This window comes from Gammaproteobacteria bacterium, assembly GCA_011682695.1.
GTDB lineage: Bacteria > Actinomycetota > Acidimicrobiia > Spongiisociales > UBA4744 > BMS3Bbin01.
This window is the reverse complement of record JAACED010000017.1, coordinates 26,581-43,037: the sequence shown is the minus strand read 5'-3', so window position 1 is coordinate 43,037 and position 16,457 is coordinate 26,581. Positions and strand designations below refer to the sequence as shown.

Below are 16,457 nucleotides of genomic sequence, written 5' to 3'. Positions count from 1 at the left end.
AGGCGCACCCTCCGGGGTACGTCGAGGCGGAGAACGCCACGGGCGGCGATGCACAGTCGTCGAGGTGTGTGCCATGCATTACTCGGCGGGCTCCTAAGCTCCCGAACATGTCAACCCGCCGCACCACCTTGCACCGTCACCCCGAACGTGGAAGCTCGGACTTCGTCGAAATCGCAGCCCTCCTCGACGAGGCGATGATCTGTCATGTGGGCTTCATCGACGGTGGCCCCGTGGTGATTCCCTCGACGTACGCGCGGGACGACGACCGGCTGTACCTCCATGGTTCATCGGCGAGCCGGCTGATGAAGATCCTGCGGTCCGGTGCCGATGTGTCCATTTCTGTAGCCCTGCTCGACGGCCTTGTGCTCGACTCCTCTGCGTTCCATCACTCGCTCAACTACCGGTCGGTGGTCGTGTTCGGGAATGCGACCGAAGTCACCGACCCTCGGGAGAAGCGAGCTGCGCTCGAGGCGATCGTCGAGCACCTCATCCCCGGACGGCTCCCTCATCTGCGTCCGATGACCGATCAAGAAGTCGGGGCGACCGTGGTCGTCTCGATCCCGCTGAGCGAGGCATCTCTGAAAGCCCGGACGGGCCCGCCGGCATCGACGGAGGAATGGCCCGTGTGGACCGGCGTCATCCCGACCCGAATGACCGCGGGCCCTCCTGAATCCTCGAATCCCCAGCTAGCAATTCCCGCTCACGTCACCGAATTCGCCCACCGTCTGCCGTAATTCCTGGAGCGAACGAAACGCTCGCCGCAGCTCTTCATGCACGGCCTGGATGTCATCCGGGGACCACTCCTCCGGACCGGCGCGCAAGAACGATGTGCGGTCCACCCGATTGTCGAATCGCGCGGTGGGAAGGTGAAACACCCGGCCGTGTGCATTCACCGTGACCGTGCCGGGAACGTCTGACGACTCCAGCAGCCACGCCATGTCATCGAGGCCATACTCTGCCTCCATCACCGCCTCCGGGACCCCGTGATACAGGATCGAACCGTCGGCACCGGGACGGGCTCGTTCCCGGTTCTTGCGCCGGCTCTCTTCGGGGCTGACCCACACGTAGAGAATCACTGCGCGAGAGAGTACTTCCGCCGACAGCATCGCCAGCGCGTAGCGATATCCAAAGGGCGGTGGAAGGGGCAGAGCAGCCCCGCGGGGTCCTCCCCGGGCGAACTCCATGACGACCGTCTCGCCTCCCTCGAGAGGCCCGGAGGGAAGTCCTTCGACAAGTTCCGCTGCATCGTTCGCGATGGCGGCCTCGAGCGCCGCCCGGGAGTCGATGGCATCGAACGGAACCGGCGCTCCTGCGGTTCCCCGAGCACGATCGAGACGATCGAGAAGCCACTTCGCAGGATCCGGAATGAACTCAGGAACCTCCCGCCTCAGCGCGTGATAGTCCTCGTCCAGAAGCACCGTAAGTGTGCCCCAATCCCGATCGTCGAGAAACGGCTGCGTGTCATCGGCGAAGAAAGCAGGTGCCGAGCCGAGCCGGACCTGTTCCTGTGAGATCCGCCGCATGAGATGCACATACGGGTAATCATCGATCTGGACCGTGGGTCCGAGGTTGAACTCCGAACGTGCCACGTCGGGCGGCAGCGACGCCAGATACCGGCGAATCTCGGACTTGCCGGATGCAGGAAGGGCAAGCAACAGAACAATGTCGAACGGGCGATTCACGCCGCGCAGCGTAGACCTTTCGTCGCCACTCCCGGAATCCATTCTCTGAGCCTCTGGTATCCTTGCGGTTTCCTCCGAGTGTGGAGTATCCATGTCCAACCGCGCAAGACAGATCATCGCCGGCGTCATCACCCTGGTGCTTGCAGGGATCGTCGTTGCGGGTCTGATCGCAGGTGATTCGACACCCGAAGATCGTGTCAGCAGCCTTGGTCAGCGCATCAAGTGCCCTGTGTGTCAGGGAGTCACGATCGGTGAGTCACCGTCCGAAACCGCCCAGACGATGATGGCGATCACCCGAGAGAAGGTTGCAGCCGGATGGACCGATGATCAGATCATCCAGTACTTCGAGGATCGCTACAACACTGCGATCCTCGTTGACCCTCCCTTCGCAGGAAAGACTCTGCTCGTCTGGCTACTGCCGGGTGTGGCGCTCATCGCCGGAGTGGTCCTCATCCTTTCGAAGATGCGGTCCCGCCGGAGGGGAGCGTCTTGACCTCCCGGGCCGGCGAGTTCAGAGCACGTCTGACCGAACGCCGCGATCTCATCGCCAGAGATATCCAAGAGCTCGCCGATCAAGTCGACGCCGGCGAGATCGACGAGGCAACCGCCCAGGACTTGCGGGCCCGCTATGAGCAGGACCTGGCGGAAGCAGAGGCACAGCTGAACGAGCTTCCGGCTGAACCGAGTGCTCCAGAAGAAGCTCCCATCGAGACTCCTGAGCAGGGGCGTTCCACCAAACGTATCCTCATCGGTGCAGGGATCCTCGTTGCAGCATTCACCGGTATCTTGGTGCTCGTCATCTCTTCGGCACAAACGTCGCCACCGGTCTCCAACACCGCCTCCCAGAGCGATGCGGGCGCCACGGCCCTCGAGCAGATGAAGGCTGCCGTGGCGGCCAACCCTGACATCATCGAGATGCGGCTCGCACTGGCCGACCAATACTTCGAAGCGGACGATTTCTCGAACGCCCTCGATCAGTATCTCATGGTGTTGGACCAGAATCCGACGGACGGAGAGGCTAGCCACACGCTTGCCCGGGTCGGATGGCTCGCCTACGTGACGGGCCAGAACGAGGCCGCCGTCGATTACATCGACCAGGCCCTAAAAAAGGACCCCACCAACCTGGAAGCCACTCTGTTCCTGGGCATCATCAATCTCTACGGACTCGAAGACCCTGAGGCGGCAATCCCCCTGCTCGAAGAGGTCCTGGCCGAGCCGAACCTCCCGCCACAGCTCCGCGTCAACATCGAGAACGCTCTCGAGGAAGCCAAGGGGCAAGTCGGAAGCTGATCAACCGGTTCCCGCAAAGAGTGCGGTTTTCTGGGCCACGCAACGCGGCCGAGTACTGGCGTCGAGAGGTCGCCGACCCAGGAGGGTTCCATGCCGCACATGATGGACGATTTTCCACTCCTTCTCTCAACGCTCTACAACCATGCTGTAGCACTGTTCCCAGATCAGCAGATCGTCTCCGTAGAAGCCGACCTGTCGATTCAGCGACACACGTACGCCGAAACGGACCTGAGAGTCCGCAAGCTCGCAACTGCGCTCGCGACCACACTCGGCCTCGGAGTCGGGGATGTCGCGGGAACGTTCGCCTGGAACAATCAGCGTCACCACGAACTCTATTGGGCAACCGCCAACACCGGTCGGGTGGCGCACACGCTCAACATTCGCCTGTTCCCTGAGCAGCTCGCCTTCATCGTCAATCACGGCGGCGACAGAGTGATCTTCGTCGACCCGAGCCTCGTGCCGCTCGTTGAGCGTTTCGCCGAGCACCTCGACAAGGTCGAGCGCTATATCATCATGGGCGATTCCGTTGGTGAGACGTCACTTCCGAACGCGATCGCGTACGAAGACCTGATCGCGGATGCAGAGCCGTGGGGTGTGTGGCCGATCCTCGATGAGCGATCCCCCATGATGTACTGCTACTCGTCGGGCACGACCGGGAATCCGAAAGGCGTCGCCTACACACAGCGGTCCACCTACCTCCATACGCTCTCCAACGTCGCCAACTATCCCGTCGGAGCCGGCGACAACATCCTTCCGGTCGTTCCGATGTTCCACGCAGCGGCATGGGGATATCCGTACCAGGCAGTCATGTGTGGCTCCAAGATCACGTATCCCGGACCTGATCTCTCCCCTAAAGGTATCGTGTCGCTCTTCGAGAACGAGAAGGTCACGTTCTCCGCCGGTGTCCCCACGGTCTGGGTTGGCATCCAGCAGTACCTGATGGAACACCCCGAGGCCGACACCTCGAGCATCCGAGCATTCATCGTCGGCGGCTCTGCCGTTCCCAGAGCCATGATCAAGTGGTTTCACGAGGCTCGGGGAATCACCGTCGTGCAGGGTTGGGGAATGACTGAGACCAACCCGATCGCCTCGGTGTCGCAACTCAAGCCGGGAATGGAAGATTGGGATTTCGAGCGCCAGCTCGACTTTCTGGAGACCGCCGGGATGCTCGTTCCGGGATTGCAGGCCAAGATCGTCGACGACGAGGGGATCTCGCTCCCCCACGACGGCGAGGCGTTCGGCGAACTCCTCATTCGAGGACCGTGGATCGCCGCCGAGTACATTCGAGATCCGAGAAGCGACGAGTCCTTCGAGGACGGATGGCTTCGGACAGGCGACGTGTGCAAGATCGAACCCGAGGGATACATTCGTATCACCGATCGCGCCAAAGACGTGATCAAGTCCGGCGGAGAATGGATCTCGTCACTCGATCTCGAACGCGCCCTCATGGCGCATCCGGGGTCTCTGAAGCCGCCGTCGTCGGCGTGCGCCACGTCCGCTGGCAAGAGCGGCCACTCGCGGTCGTCGTCAAGCGCCCGGGTGTTGAGGTCAGCGCGCAGGAACTCACCGAATTCCTGCGCACCAAGGTCGCGAATTGGTGGGTCCCGGACAGGATCGATTTCGTGGAAGAACTCCCCAAGACCGGAACCGGCAAGTTCGACAAGCGCACTGTGCGAGCCCGCTACTCCGATGTCATGCTGGACGATTGACCGTTCTCGTGACGTTTCGTGAGGTTGATTCCCGCGAAGTGTCACGAGAAAGGCTAGGAATAGAACAGGGCGGCCGGTGCGTCGCCTGGAACACTCGGATGGCGTGGAGCGACCGGCTCCAACTGCTCGTAGGGATCCCCAATGGCGGGCCGGGGATCCTCCTCTCCACGGTTCGGCCAGAATGACATCGCTCGTTCGCTCATCGCCGCGATCGTCAGCGACGGGTTGACACCCAGATTCGCCGTGATCGCAGCGCCGTCAACGATGTGCAGCCCTTCATGGCCGAACACCCGCTGGTACGGGTCGATGACGCCACGCTCGGGAGTGGCCCCGATGCAAGCTCCACCGATGGCGTGTGCCGTCAAGGGAATGTCCAACAGCACCTCGTTGATGCTGCTCCCCGGATCACCATCCATCAGGTCGGCCGCGATCCGAGCCGCCTCATTCGCCACCGGGATGAACGTCGGGTTCGGTTTTCCACTCTCCTGATCGGTCGTGAGGCGACCAAATCGCCCACGACGCAACCTCAGGCTGTTGTCGAAGCTCTGCATGACGAGGAGAATGATCGTCCGTTCCGACCAGTGGTAGACGGACAACGAGCGAAGCAGTCGAATCGGGTGCAAAACGGCCGACCCGAAGAAACGGAACCAGCGTGGCATCCTCCCGCCGCCGTCGACCATCATCGCCGACAGCAGCCCCATCGCATTACTGCCCTTCTCGTAACGGACAGGCTCGATGTGCGTGTGCGCGTCGGGCTGAAACGACGAACTGATCGCCACGCCTTTCGAATAGTCCACATCGACCGTGCGAGCAGAGGCGCCGACCAGCGCTTCCGAATTGGTGCGCAGGTGTCGACCCAGGCGCGGTGACAGCCGTTCAAGATGTCCATCGTCACGAAGCCTGAGTAGCAGCCGGGCCGTTCCCAGTGCTCCGGCCGAGAACACGACCTGCTCTGCCGTGAACGCGCGGCGGTGGCGCCGCAGCCAGGCCCCCGGACGCTCGGTCACCACCCGGTACCCGCCGGTGTCGAGCGGCACGACGTCGACAACCTGATGCTCAGGGTGGATCTGTGCCCCGTTTCGTTCTGCCAGGTAGAGGTATGTCTTGTCGAGCCGATTCTTTGCGTTGTGACGACACCCTGTCATACAGCCGCCGCACAGAATGCATCCGGTTCGATCGGGTCCGGCGCCGCCAAAGAAGGGGTCGCGCACGGTGACGTCACTCTCGCCGAAGTACACCGCCACAGGAGTCGGTTCGTACGTGTCTTCGACGCCGAGTTTGCGGGCGACCTCCTGTATGACCCGGTCGGCAGGTGTCTCGACGGGGTTGGTCTGCACACCGAGCATGCGCCGAGCCAGCTCGTAGAACGGCGCGAGCTCCTGTTTCCAATCGGTGATTCCGTCCCACTGTGGGTCGGAGAACGCCTCCTTGTGCGGCTCATAGGAAACGTTCGCCCACACGAGCGAACCCCCGCCGACTCCCGCGCCGGAGAGGGCCATTATGTCCTTGAGGAGTGTGATGCGCTGGATGCCCTTCATCCCCAGGCGTGGGAACCAGAGAAAGCGGCGCAGGTTCCAGCTGGATTTCGGCAACGTCGCCTCATCCCAGCGTCTCCCCGCCTCGAGAACACCGACCCGGTAGCCCTTCTCCGTCAGCCGCAGCGCGCTCACGCTGCCGCCGAACCCGGAACCGATCACCAATACGTCGTAGTCAAAGCTCACTGGGCCTCATGGTACCGCCTCGGCCCCACCGAGGCGTTGGCCGCCACGTCACATGCCGTGCATTACCCGGCGGGCCCGAAACGTCCCCCAATCGCCCGGCCGTTTCTCCTCTTTCCCAAGACGCGAGTTCGGGGACCCGAAGGTCCCCGATACCGAGCCCTTTTTCGTCCTGCTCAGGACTTGGTCGAGCAGCCCCCGGAACAATGGGCCACGCGCGGAATCATGAACCGTGACATAGACTCACCTCCTCTCGATCCAACTCACGCAGCACAGCAGGAAAGCATCTTGCCGTCTTCGCCAAACCCCTGAACTGCAAGTTTCCGTCCCTCGGCCATCGTCAGATACGGACCGAAGGCGGCGACAATGCGCATGAGACTGACCGAGCATGGATCCTCCTGACGGTTCCCCAGTCTAGACAACCCATTGGGTTCTCCAAATGTTTCGGCGCCGCGGTCAAGAAGTGTTGGCGGTGCGCGAACCGGCGCTCCCCATCGACGTGCCCGAATCCGTCCGTCCCTTGAAGGCACCTCCCAGGACGCCCTCCACCGCAGGGCGGCAACTCCCACACATCGGCCCTGGGGACCTCCTGATGGAGGACACGGGGTTGGCGACCTCCTGGTGAAGTGGACAAGCGTTCCTCCCCCAGCGAGCGAAGCGAGCGGTGGGGAACGCACGACGACCCCGGGCACGGGGAACATGATGAAGCCGCAACGGAATCTGAGCCCCTACCCCAACGACGAGTCTCCCACTGTCGGCTATCGGCCCCGAGACACGTATGGTGTATTACTCGCCGGGCTCCTCGTCGACAATCCTGCACGAGCAGATATCCCCTGTGCTGTGCTCCAGAAGCGCCTTCGCCATGTCGACCATGGCCACCACGCGCGGATCCGCGATCCGGTACTCGACGGGCCGGCCTTTCCGTTCAGCCGAGATCAGTCCGCACCAGGTGAGGCACGACAGGTGATGTGAGACCTGCCCCTGGGACAGGCCGACCGCATCGACGATTTCCTTCTGGTATCGGGGACCATCCAGGAGCATCTCGACGATCTCGAGTCGCGTGGCATCACCAAGCGTCCGGAAGACCTTTGCCGCGAGTTCCTTCTCAGATAGCGGGACGGGGTTCGGTTCGATGATGCCGGGGCGTCCGATGACCAGCCTCCAATTTGGTTAACCCGATCGTACCATCGCTGCCTTCAGACGGCCTCGAACTCGACGGATCGCAGCATCTCCATCACCGCGTTGAGTGGTAGCCCCATGATCGTGAAGAAGTCGCCGTCGATGTGGTCGATCAGGATGGTGCCGACGCCCTGGGCCGCATAGGCACCGGCTTTGTCCATCGGCTCACCGGTGGCCACATAGGAGCGGATGATCTCCCGATCGAACGGTCTCATCCACACCGAAGTCGTACTCGATCGCTCTTCGACCACGGAGCCGCGAACGAGTGCGACGGCCGTGATCACCTCGTGTCGCCTCCCGGCCATTGCCTCGAGCATCATCTCGGCCTCGGCGGCGTCACCCGGCTTGCCCACGATGCGGCCATCGACAACGACCACCGTGTCTGCGCCGAGCGTCCAGAATCCGGGATGGCGAGCAGCCACCGCAGCGGCCTTGGCTCTGGCGAGACGTGCGGTGTAGGCGTCCGCCGACTCGCCTGCCAATGCTGTCTCATCGATCTCGGGAACATCGACCATATGTCGAACACCGGCCATCGTGAGCAGCTCATGTCGTCGCGGCGACCCCGAGGCGAGCACTAGCGTCTCATCCATTTGCGGCCTCGCGAAGTTGTGGGTCGATACGGGCCACCACTGCCGGCCATGTGAAGAGTTCGGCCACCCTGGCACGGCCGGCAGAGCCCATGTCGGCGGCAAGATCAGGATCCGCCTGGAGCGTTCGCAGGGCTGAGGTCAACTGCGAGCGGCTCTCCACGACGAAGCCTGTCCGCCCATTGTCCACGGTCTCCGGTGCTCCCCCGCTGCTGCCGGCGATGACGGGAAGTCCGCTTGCCGCTGCCTCCAGGTACACGAGTCCGAGACCTTCGACTTCGAGACCTGCCCAACGCGAGCGGACCGGCATCGCAAAGACATCCATTTCGTGATACGCGCCGGCGAGTGCGGTTCGCGAGACTCGGACCATGAACTCGGTCGGAACCTGAGACCGGCGAGCGATGCGTCGCAGGTATTGCTCTCTCGGACCCCACCCGACCATTATCGATCGTGCCGGCAGTCCTTCCGCCCTCAACGAGGAGACCACCCGTAGGACCTCGGCATGGCCCTTTCGTCGCACGAATCTCCCCACACACCCGACAACGAAGCCTTCGTGCTCGACGGGTCCGGGTGAGAAGATGTCGATGTCCACTCCCGCACCCGCCCAGACAACGGGTACGTCGAATCGCTCTTCGACACGTCGCTTCGTATACCGGCTCACCGCAAGTCGCACAGCGGCACCGCGTACCGCTCTCCCATAACGCCTTCGAACACCCGGCACCGCAGCGGGAATGGTGACCTCTGCCCCATGCAGAAACAGCGCGTACGGCACCCCGGTGCGTTCCGCGACGCCTGGTCCGAGTAGGGCAAGTGGAAGCGCCGCGTAGAGCACCATGTCGCACCGATGCTCCTCAATCTGCCCGGCGATCCAGGTTGCGACCCTCCGTGTTGGCGTCAGAGCCCGCTCGTAGCGGGAAACCAGAGTGTCGGAGAAAGCCTCTGGATGAGATGGAGCAGCAACGTGTACCTCCCATGGAACGTGCCGCAGCAGGTCACCGACATACCGTTGGATGCCGCCGGGTGAGGGTGGAAAGTCGTTGGTGACGACGAGGACACGCATCACCAAGAGGCTAATGGGAGCCGGCGCGTCGCCGGGCAAGTGGAGCACGCGCCGTCCTCCGTGCCGGTCGAGTGCTCAGGCCCGCCATCCGCAGACAGATCAGCCTCTCAGCGCCGCTGCGAAGATTCCTGGCAGCCGCCAGATCTTTCCGTCGGCCGCGTAGCGCGTGAGCCGTTCCCCGACGATGTGTGCCGTCTTGTTGGTGACGAACCATGGTGGACGAGGCGCCATGTGGAATTGACCTTGTGTAATCGCTCTCGGGAATGGCTGGAACGGGCCACGAACCACGGTCTTCTGAGGTTTGTCGAGCAGGAGGGCGTTGTGAACGAATCCGATGCCACTCTGCACGTCGTCGATCGTTGCTCCCGCGTACGCTCCCCACGGAGCCCTTCCCAGCAAGAACCCGACTCCAGTCCACGTGTTGACGGCGACGGTGCCGTAGCGAAGGTCCGCTACGGCGGCTTCCAGCTGGGGCCCATATTCCTTGGCCGTCTTCGGATGAATGAGAATGTTGGCCCCGAGGGTCCCGACCAGTGTCTCGTTGGAGAACTCGACTGCAGCTCTCAGGAAGGCACCCGGGTCGGACTCCGGGAGCATCGTCGTGGCATACACGGGAGCGAAGAACTCCTCGTTGAAGCAGTACGCGTCCGCATCGCTCGGATCAACCCCCACGATCAACGTCCTGGCGGCTCCTGTCCCGAGCTGTTCGGCCGCCGGATAGTGTGAGATCGCGGCGTTCTGGCGATCATCGGATCCGGGGTAGTACGCGGGCCGTTCCTCGACTTCCGCCAGCGTCTTCCGTAACGCGGAGGTGAGCTTGTCGGTTCCGGACCATCCACTCGGCAACACGAGTACTTGAGAGGCGATGCAATTGAACCCGTCGTTGTGCAGCTTCTGAGATGCGAGATGTTCCGCCTGAAAGGTGAAATCTGCGTCTGTCCAGGGACCCGGAACCACGATCGTCGGGCTGACGCCACCCAGCTCCGAGGTCACCGGCTTGGTGAGCAACGGCCGACGCTCTGCTTTGCGTTGCGCGCCTTCGGCACCGGATCCGAACACGATGGCGTCGTGGGTCCGGGCGCTGCCAGTGATGTGAACGTCGTCGACGAGATCGTGGCTGGTCAGATAGGCACCTTCGGGCGCTCCTCCATACACGAACCGAATGAACCCTTCGTCGATGAGCGGGGTGAAGATTCGCTCGAAGATAGGAACGAGGTACTCGTTGACAGGGTTGGTCTTGACCATCCCGACGTGCCCCTCCGCGAAGAGTTTGTAGACGAGGTCGAGCGGCGGGATCGATGCGATGTTCCCCGCTCCGAGGATCAGCGACACGCCACCTTCGGGATCCGGTTCCCGATAGAACGTCGCCACCGTGCCGGGCAGAGATTCGAGGGTGACCGATGGATCCATCCAGACATCGGCCGTGTACGTGTTGAGCAGCAGGCGTTCCCACACATCGGTTGGATAGACACGGACAACGACCTGGCCGTCCGGCCTCGCCCACGCCTTGATGCCTTCAAGGGGGCTTCTGCCCTGCTCGACCGCGCTGAGTGTCGCACGAGCTGCGTTCAGCCATCCGAGTAGCGCATATGGACCGGACGTCCATTCCTCGCCGGCGACCGGAGATTCCGGATTGAGCCCCTTGGCGCTCAGTGCGGCCGCGACCCAGTCTGCCGCCGCGTCATTGGTCCGAACGCGCAGGGTGTCGAGGTACCCGATCTTCTCTCGCACCGGCAGCCGGGCCCACCGCTGCTTGTTTTCCGCCAGGACTCGCAGTGCCCCGTCGATGACCGCCGTCTCCACGAATCCTCCTCGAGTGTGCGCCCGATCATCCTACCGGCGCACGCCGTCTCCCTGCCGGGCTCGATCGTGGGGATGACGCTACAGGTCCCGGTTCGAAGCTCCACACAGAGGCGTCGAGGAGGATGAGGCACAAGACGATCCGAGAACATGCCCTCTCCGGATGCCGTGTCTCGAAACGACCCGATCGATGGCAGCGGCCCCGCCGGTCGGTCCGTCACGAACTGTGGGGCGGGGAATACCCCGCCCCACTTGATCACTGTTCGAGTCGTATTACGGCAGGCTGCCTGATGTGTGACAGTTCAGGCACAACCCGTCCGGATACTCCTTCAGCAACGTGCTGAACGTACTCGAATGGGGGAAGTCGTCCGAAGCCGAGTCGGCGCTCGGATTCCCGTGACAGGCGTAGCACGTCGTGTAGTGGTTGTGTGCCGTGTCCGACTTGCCGGTATGGCAGGTCGCACACCAGTCGTACACGTCGGTGCCGTCGTTCAAGGTCCGGAATGTCGCTTCACCGGGGCTGTACTGGTGGTTCGGACCGGGCGTCAGCAGGTTGTACGCAAACAGGTACTTGGAGACGCCTGCGGCGTCGCTGACCGTCGCCCACGTCGCTCCGGCTGTACTTGCCGACATGCACGAATCGGTGCCGGTGCTCGTCGTGATGACGTCACCCGACAGGGCGCAGAACGCCCATGCGTCGTTGGCTTCGTCGTAGTCGAGCCACACCTGGGACCACGTTGGAGGCGAGCCGCTGTCGATGTAGATCGACGTGCCTTCATCGCTCGCCTTCGTCCAGTCGTTGACGACTTGTCCGAACGTACCGTGAGGCGTGTGACACGACGCGCAGTAGAGGCCGCCTGAAGCATCGCTCGTCCCCGTCCCAGCTGCCGTCGTTGCATTCGCGGACGGCGGTCCGGGATAGGACCACTCTGATTGGGTCATCGTGTTGCCATCGACCGAGTTGGTGCCCTGGGTGTGTTCGCCACCACCCGATTCCGTGTAGACCGCTCGCACGGACGCCGTCCCGATCGTTCCCGATCCCGGGCCAGAGCCCGGTGCGGTCGGAGAGGTCGCCGTGTGGCATGTCATGCACACCGCATTCACACTCGACTGCGCCATGAGCGCATAGTCTCCGGTCGCCGCGTGCACGTCGTGGCACTGCAGGCACTGATTGGTTGCCGACGAGTACCCCCCGTGTGGCGCCACGTCGATTCCGGACGGGTCACCTTCACTCGGCTGTGCCGAAGCGATTGATCCGAGCGCCAGGATGAACCCGGCACCGAGACACGCCAGCAGCCAGATTCTCCACCTACTTCTCACGATTGCCTCCCATCTCTTCGGTGGCACACCGCCTCGCGGAGGCATACCGGAAACCTATTCTCGGACCCCACCTCGATACAAACCTGTTGTTTCTACTCCAAAATATCCGCATTGAGCGATACCGGTTTATGGCGCCGCTTATGGGGTAAATATAGCTTGTTCGGAGGGGGGACGTCAACACGGAGGGTGGCAGCAAGAACACCGCGCAGGTACACTCACCGCGGCCAGCAAGTCGAGGGGCTCCCGTGCACATACGACCAAAGTGGTCCCGAATTCTGGGTCCTGTGTTCTTCCTGGTTACCGCGCTTGGTGCCACAGCCATAGTGACCTCTTCCGGGACCGTCCCAACCGTGTCTGCACGCCACACCACGGTGGTTGCTGCGAGCCAAGACTGGGCAACGGTCCGTGTGCGGACACCGACTGCGATGCCGGTGACGTTCGCCGTGCAAACCCAGGACGGAACCCCGATCTTTGAGTGGGTCCGCTCGGTCGAAGGCGACTATGTGTTCACGTGGAGGGGACGCACCGACAACGGCGTTGAAGTACCGACGGGCCGCTACCAACTGTCGGTCAGCTCTCCTGATTTCGCGGAGACCTTCGCCATCCGAGTGGCATCCCAGCGCCCTGGGCCCGATGACGGGCCTCCGGCGCCCCCGCAGGACGTTTCTGCCACGGCTGCACAGAACAACTGGGTCAGATGGTCTGAACCCACTGACCCCGACGTGGTGACGTGGCTCGTTCAGCGGTCCTCGGATTCAAACGGACCGTGGATCGATGTCTCCACGACGGCCGTTCCCGAGCTGCGAGACGTGCCTCCGGTGCCGGGCATCTACTTCTACCGGGTCGTCGCCATCGATCTTGCCGGCAACTGGAGCGATCCATCATCCGTGGTCTCGTCGGACAACGTTGCCATGACGCTCGAGGTGGGGCCCGACGGAGGTGATCTGGTACCGACGACCGGCACCGTGGCCCTCCACATCCCGGCCGGCGCTGTCGCTGCCGACACCGTGTTCACGATCCGCCAGGTCCCCCATCCCCCCGATGCGAACACGAACCGAATACTCGTATCTCGTTCTTTCGAACTCGGCCCGACCGGCACGCAGTTCGACTCGGTGGCACCGGCCACGCTCACCCTCGCCTTCGAGATCCCTCCCGAATACCCCCTACCCACCGGATACCCGGAAGACATGACCGTGATTCAAGTGTGGTCCGCAGATCAGTGGGTTACCACCGGTGTCGCCGATGTCGACCTCGCCAACGGCACCGTCACCGTACAGATGGCCCACCTGTCGCTGTATGCAGCTGCATCCGTGACCGATCCTCACGGCGGATACTCCGACTCGACCAATCTCTGCCTGAACTGCCACGACGTTCATGGAGCTGCCTCACCGACCTACCTGTTCGCCCAACTCACCGAGAAAGAGACCTGCTATCAGTGCCACGACGGTACCGGCGCTTCGACCGACATCCGGTCCGCTTTCGGAGAGAGCGTCATCGGAGCATCCACGAAAACCTCCTACCACCCCGTACCGGCAGCCACGGACGGGTACGAACTCGTTTGCAGCGACTGTCACACGCCACACAAGCTCCGATCCGACATCACAGAGTTGCTCCGGGTGTGGGACGGCAGCACATGGCTCTACTCCCCCACTGCAACCCCCATCGGCAACACCTACTGCTACACCTGTCACGGGTCGGGAGCGACCTATCCGGGTCTGAAAGGATGGGATCACAGCCCCTTCGATGGCAGCGCCCACGGTCTGCTGATCGCAAAAGACCCGGCGAAGGCAGAGATCCAGTGCCTCGAGTGCCACCAGCCCCACGGATCCGACTACACCAATCTCACCATCGCGGACCAGGAGCAAACTTGCTTCGTCTGCCATACGGCTCTCGCGCCGAACACGTCGGGAGGCTCCAATCCCTATGAGGCATTCACCGCCGCCGTCAACGACACCACGACGACCGACGGAGATCCGATCAGGATCTACCACCACCCCATCGCGACCGCCGACCAGGACGGGGGCACACGTCAGGTCGAGTGTGCCTCTTGCCACAACCCTCATCTCGCGGATCAAGACGATGGCAGCTCGACGTCCAAGCTGGTCGACCCGTCCGACGTCACCACCAGGTGGATCGTCACCTGGGATACCGGATCGGCCGATCTCACCCGTGGGGACATCGCCTCGTTCTGCGAACAGTGCCACATCGACCCCGCGACGACTGCACCGATCTCGGCAGGCGCGACGGTTCCGTACGATATCCGGCTCGTCGATGACACCGGTTCTACCGATGATGACGGCCGCCCGCACGACAGGTTTACCGCCGCGATTTGGGAAGACACTTCCGGTGGCGACAAGCACGGTCCTCGCCTCGGCAACCTCGCCTGCACCGCATGCCACGACTTTCACGGTTCCTCCAACGCCTACATGCTGAAGGAGAACATGGTGAGTCCCGACGGTACGACCACTGCAACGTTCACCAACTACGACGCAATGTGGGAGTCGAGGGGGAATCTCCAGCTCAACTTCTGTCTCGTGTGCCATACCAGTCGAGGCACGAATCACCAGAACAACAAGCTGTGCACACAGTGCCACTACCACGGGAGCGGCAGGTTTTGAACCCAACGGCCGTCCGAGAGGGCGCCGGCCGGCGATGGCCGGCACCGAACTGTCACGGCCCAGTCGTGACGCGCTCGTGGCGAAAACCTCATGACCACGATCCGGTACCCGGTCGCCGACATCCGAGCACGTGGAGCCCTCAACGACGTGAAGGGTCCGTTGGCCCCACATCATGGTCCTTCGGTCTTGCTCCCCCCGGAGCAGCCGACCTAGGCTCACTGATGTCTGGCACGTCGCCAGGACTGATATGCAGAGCTTGGAGATTCCTCATAGTGATGACCCGCGAGGTTGACTACGCCGCGCTGCGGTGCCTCTTGGTGATCGCCCGACGCGGCCGAGCAGGCACCGGCGAGATCACAGAGACTCAAGATGTCCCCGTGTCGTTCCTCGGCAAGATCGTTTCTGCCTTGGCTCGGGCAGGCATTGTCGTGACTCGGCGTGGCGCCGGCGGTGGCGAGACGCTGGCTCGCTCACCCACTTCGATCACGGTTCTCGAAGTCATCCAGAGGCCCTTCACCGTCAACTACTGCACCGGCGATCCCCGCAGCTGCGACCGAAGCGACGACTACGCACTCGAGCCCGTGCGTGCTCGAGCCCAACGCGCAATGATCGAAGCCTTCGATGTCAGCTTCGACGACCTTCTGGACGGAAGCACAGGAATGGTGGCCTAGTCGACGATGGCGCTCAAGCTCACCGTCGCCGCGCTGGTCCTCCTCGCTGCAGTCGGAGGATGGTTTCTCCTCCAACACCGCCAGGCGGAGACGGCTTCACCAATCTCGACGAGTCCCCCGGCCTCCATAGATCTGCCGGCCTTCGAGGAGTGTGCCGAGTGCCACGAGAACCTCGACGAATCCCTGACGGCAGGTGATGTCGCTCCTCTCCCCACGTTCACCCACGAGACACATTTCGCCGTCTCGAATGCCGGCTGCTCCCGGTGCCACGACCCTGCCGTCCATGAGGTCACTCCCTCCATGGATCGCTGCTTCGCGTGCCATGGCCAGACGCCTGCCGCCTTCGCCCCCGGCCGCTGTACGTTGTGCCACAATCTCTCGTTCATCCCGTCTCCCGGGAGCCATGTGGACCTATGGGCGACCGAACACGGGGCAGGTCTCCAGGCCAACGCAGACAGCTGCACGCGGTGCCATGACACCACACAATTCTGCACTGCCTGCCACGGCGTCGAGATACCTCATCCCGCCGACTGGGCCACCAACACGCACCCGTTCGCGTTCTTCGAAGTAGGAGCTGATACCTGCGCCCGGTGCCATCAGCTGGATGCATCGAGCTCCCGGGACGACTGCGACTCCTGCCACCACCCTGAGGGCGGTGCGAATGTCTCTTGGAGGGCGGCCCATCCGGACGTCGTTCGGACTGCCGTCACCAATACCTGTTTTACCTGTCACGAACCTGCCACCTGCGTGCGTTGCCACACGGTCGGTGAAGAGAATCTGGAGGCCGACCGGCCTCTCCACCCCCGGACCGACAAGTAGGTGA

At 62.9% G+C, this 16,457-nt stretch carries 14 protein-coding genes and 1 pseudogene; 7 read left to right on the top strand and 8 right to left on the bottom strand.

The window, feature by feature from the left end:
* Nucleotides 1-107 precede the first annotated feature (107 nt).
* A complete protein-coding gene (locus GWP04_05265) occupies nucleotides 108-734 on the top strand; it encodes a pyridoxamine 5'-phosphate oxidase family protein (protein NIA24960.1) in 627 nt (208 codons plus the stop codon).
* Here the strand turns inward: GWP04_05265 and GWP04_05260 are convergent.
* Nucleotides 687-1,682, bottom strand: coding sequence for a hypothetical protein (locus tag GWP04_05260; protein NIA24959.1), 996 nt, complete (start codon nucleotides 1,680-1,682; stop codon nucleotides 687-689). The genes GWP04_05265 and GWP04_05260 overlap by 48 nt on opposite strands.
* Before the next feature lie 91 nt (nucleotides 1,683-1,773).
* Between GWP04_05260 and GWP04_05255 the strand changes: the two genes are divergently transcribed.
* From GWP04_05255 to GWP04_05245, 3 genes are all read left to right on the top strand, one after another.
* Nucleotides 1,774-2,175, top strand: a complete 402-nt coding sequence (locus tag GWP04_05255) for a cytochrome c-type biogenesis protein CcmH (GenBank protein NIA24958.1) — start codon at nucleotides 1,774-1,776, stop codon at nucleotides 2,173-2,175.
* On the top strand, nucleotides 2,172-2,972 hold the full coding sequence (locus tag GWP04_05250) for a tetratricopeptide repeat protein (protein NIA24957.1): 801 nt from the start codon (nucleotides 2,172-2,174) through the stop codon (nucleotides 2,970-2,972). Before GWP04_05255 ends, GWP04_05250 begins: the two co-directional genes overlap by 4 nt.
* A 90-nt stretch (nucleotides 2,973-3,062) precedes the next feature.
* Nucleotides 3,063-4,703, top strand: a complete 1,641-nt coding sequence (locus tag GWP04_05245) for an AMP-binding protein (GenBank protein ID NIA24956.1) — start codon at nucleotides 3,063-3,065, stop codon at nucleotides 4,701-4,703.
* 31 nt (nucleotides 4,704-4,734) lie between these two features.
* On the opposite strand, the gene GWP04_05240 is transcribed toward GWP04_05245, so the two are convergent.
* From GWP04_05240 to GWP04_05210, 7 genes and pseudogenes are all read right to left on the bottom strand, one after another.
* Nucleotides 4,735-6,402, bottom strand: coding sequence for an FAD-binding protein (locus GWP04_05240; protein NIA24955.1), 1,668 nt, complete (start codon nucleotides 6,400-6,402; stop codon nucleotides 4,735-4,737).
* A 260-nt stretch (nucleotides 6,403-6,662) separates the two neighbouring features.
* Nucleotides 6,663-6,749 (bottom strand): annotated as a pseudogene (locus tag GWP04_05235) (pyridine nucleotide-disulfide oxidoreductase).
* Nucleotides 6,750-7,185: 436 nt separating this feature from the next.
* Nucleotides 7,186-7,557 (bottom strand): metalloregulator ArsR/SmtB family transcription factor, encoded by a 372-nt coding sequence (locus GWP04_05230; GenBank protein ID NIA24954.1) that lies wholly within the window; start codon nucleotides 7,555-7,557, stop codon nucleotides 7,186-7,188.
* Nucleotides 7,558-7,595: 38 nt separating this feature from the next.
* Nucleotides 7,596-8,168, bottom strand: coding sequence for a septum formation inhibitor Maf (locus GWP04_05225; protein NIA24953.1), 573 nt, complete (start codon nucleotides 8,166-8,168; stop codon nucleotides 7,596-7,598).
* A complete protein-coding gene (locus GWP04_05220; GenBank protein ID NIA24952.1) occupies nucleotides 8,161-9,225 on the bottom strand; it encodes a glycosyltransferase in 1,065 nt (354 codons plus the stop codon). The genes GWP04_05225 and GWP04_05220 overlap by 8 nt, the downstream gene beginning before the upstream one ends.
* A gap of 99 nt (nucleotides 9,226-9,324) precedes the next feature.
* Nucleotides 9,325-11,028: an aldehyde dehydrogenase family protein gene (locus GWP04_05215; GenBank protein ID NIA24951.1), complete on the bottom strand. Its 1,704-nt coding sequence runs from the start codon at nucleotides 11,026-11,028 to the stop codon at nucleotides 9,325-9,327.
* A gap of 270 nt (nucleotides 11,029-11,298) precedes the next feature.
* Complete coding sequence (locus GWP04_05210; protein ID NIA24950.1) at nucleotides 11,299-12,345, bottom strand: hypothetical protein; 1,047 nt, start codon at nucleotides 12,343-12,345, stop codon at nucleotides 11,299-11,301.
* A gap of 350 nt (nucleotides 12,346-12,695) precedes the next feature.
* On the opposite strand from GWP04_05210, the gene GWP04_05205 reads away from it, so the two are divergent.
* The 3 genes from GWP04_05205 to GWP04_05195 all read left to right on the top strand — a co-directional run bounded on the left by GWP04_05205 (nucleotide 12,696) and on the right by GWP04_05195 (nucleotide 16,453).
* Complete coding sequence (locus tag GWP04_05205) at nucleotides 12,696-14,963, top strand: hypothetical protein (protein NIA24949.1); 2,268 nt, start codon at nucleotides 12,696-12,698, stop codon at nucleotides 14,961-14,963.
* Nucleotides 14,964-15,238: 275 nt separating this feature from the next.
* Complete coding sequence (locus tag GWP04_05200) at nucleotides 15,239-15,634, top strand: Rrf2 family transcriptional regulator (protein NIA24948.1); 396 nt, start codon at nucleotides 15,239-15,241, stop codon at nucleotides 15,632-15,634.
* Nucleotides 15,635-15,640: 6 nt separating this feature from the next.
* On the top strand, nucleotides 15,641-16,453 hold the full coding sequence (locus GWP04_05195) for a hypothetical protein (protein NIA24947.1): 813 nt from the start codon (nucleotides 15,641-15,643) through the stop codon (nucleotides 16,451-16,453).
* Nucleotides 16,454-16,457 lie beyond the last annotated feature (4 nt).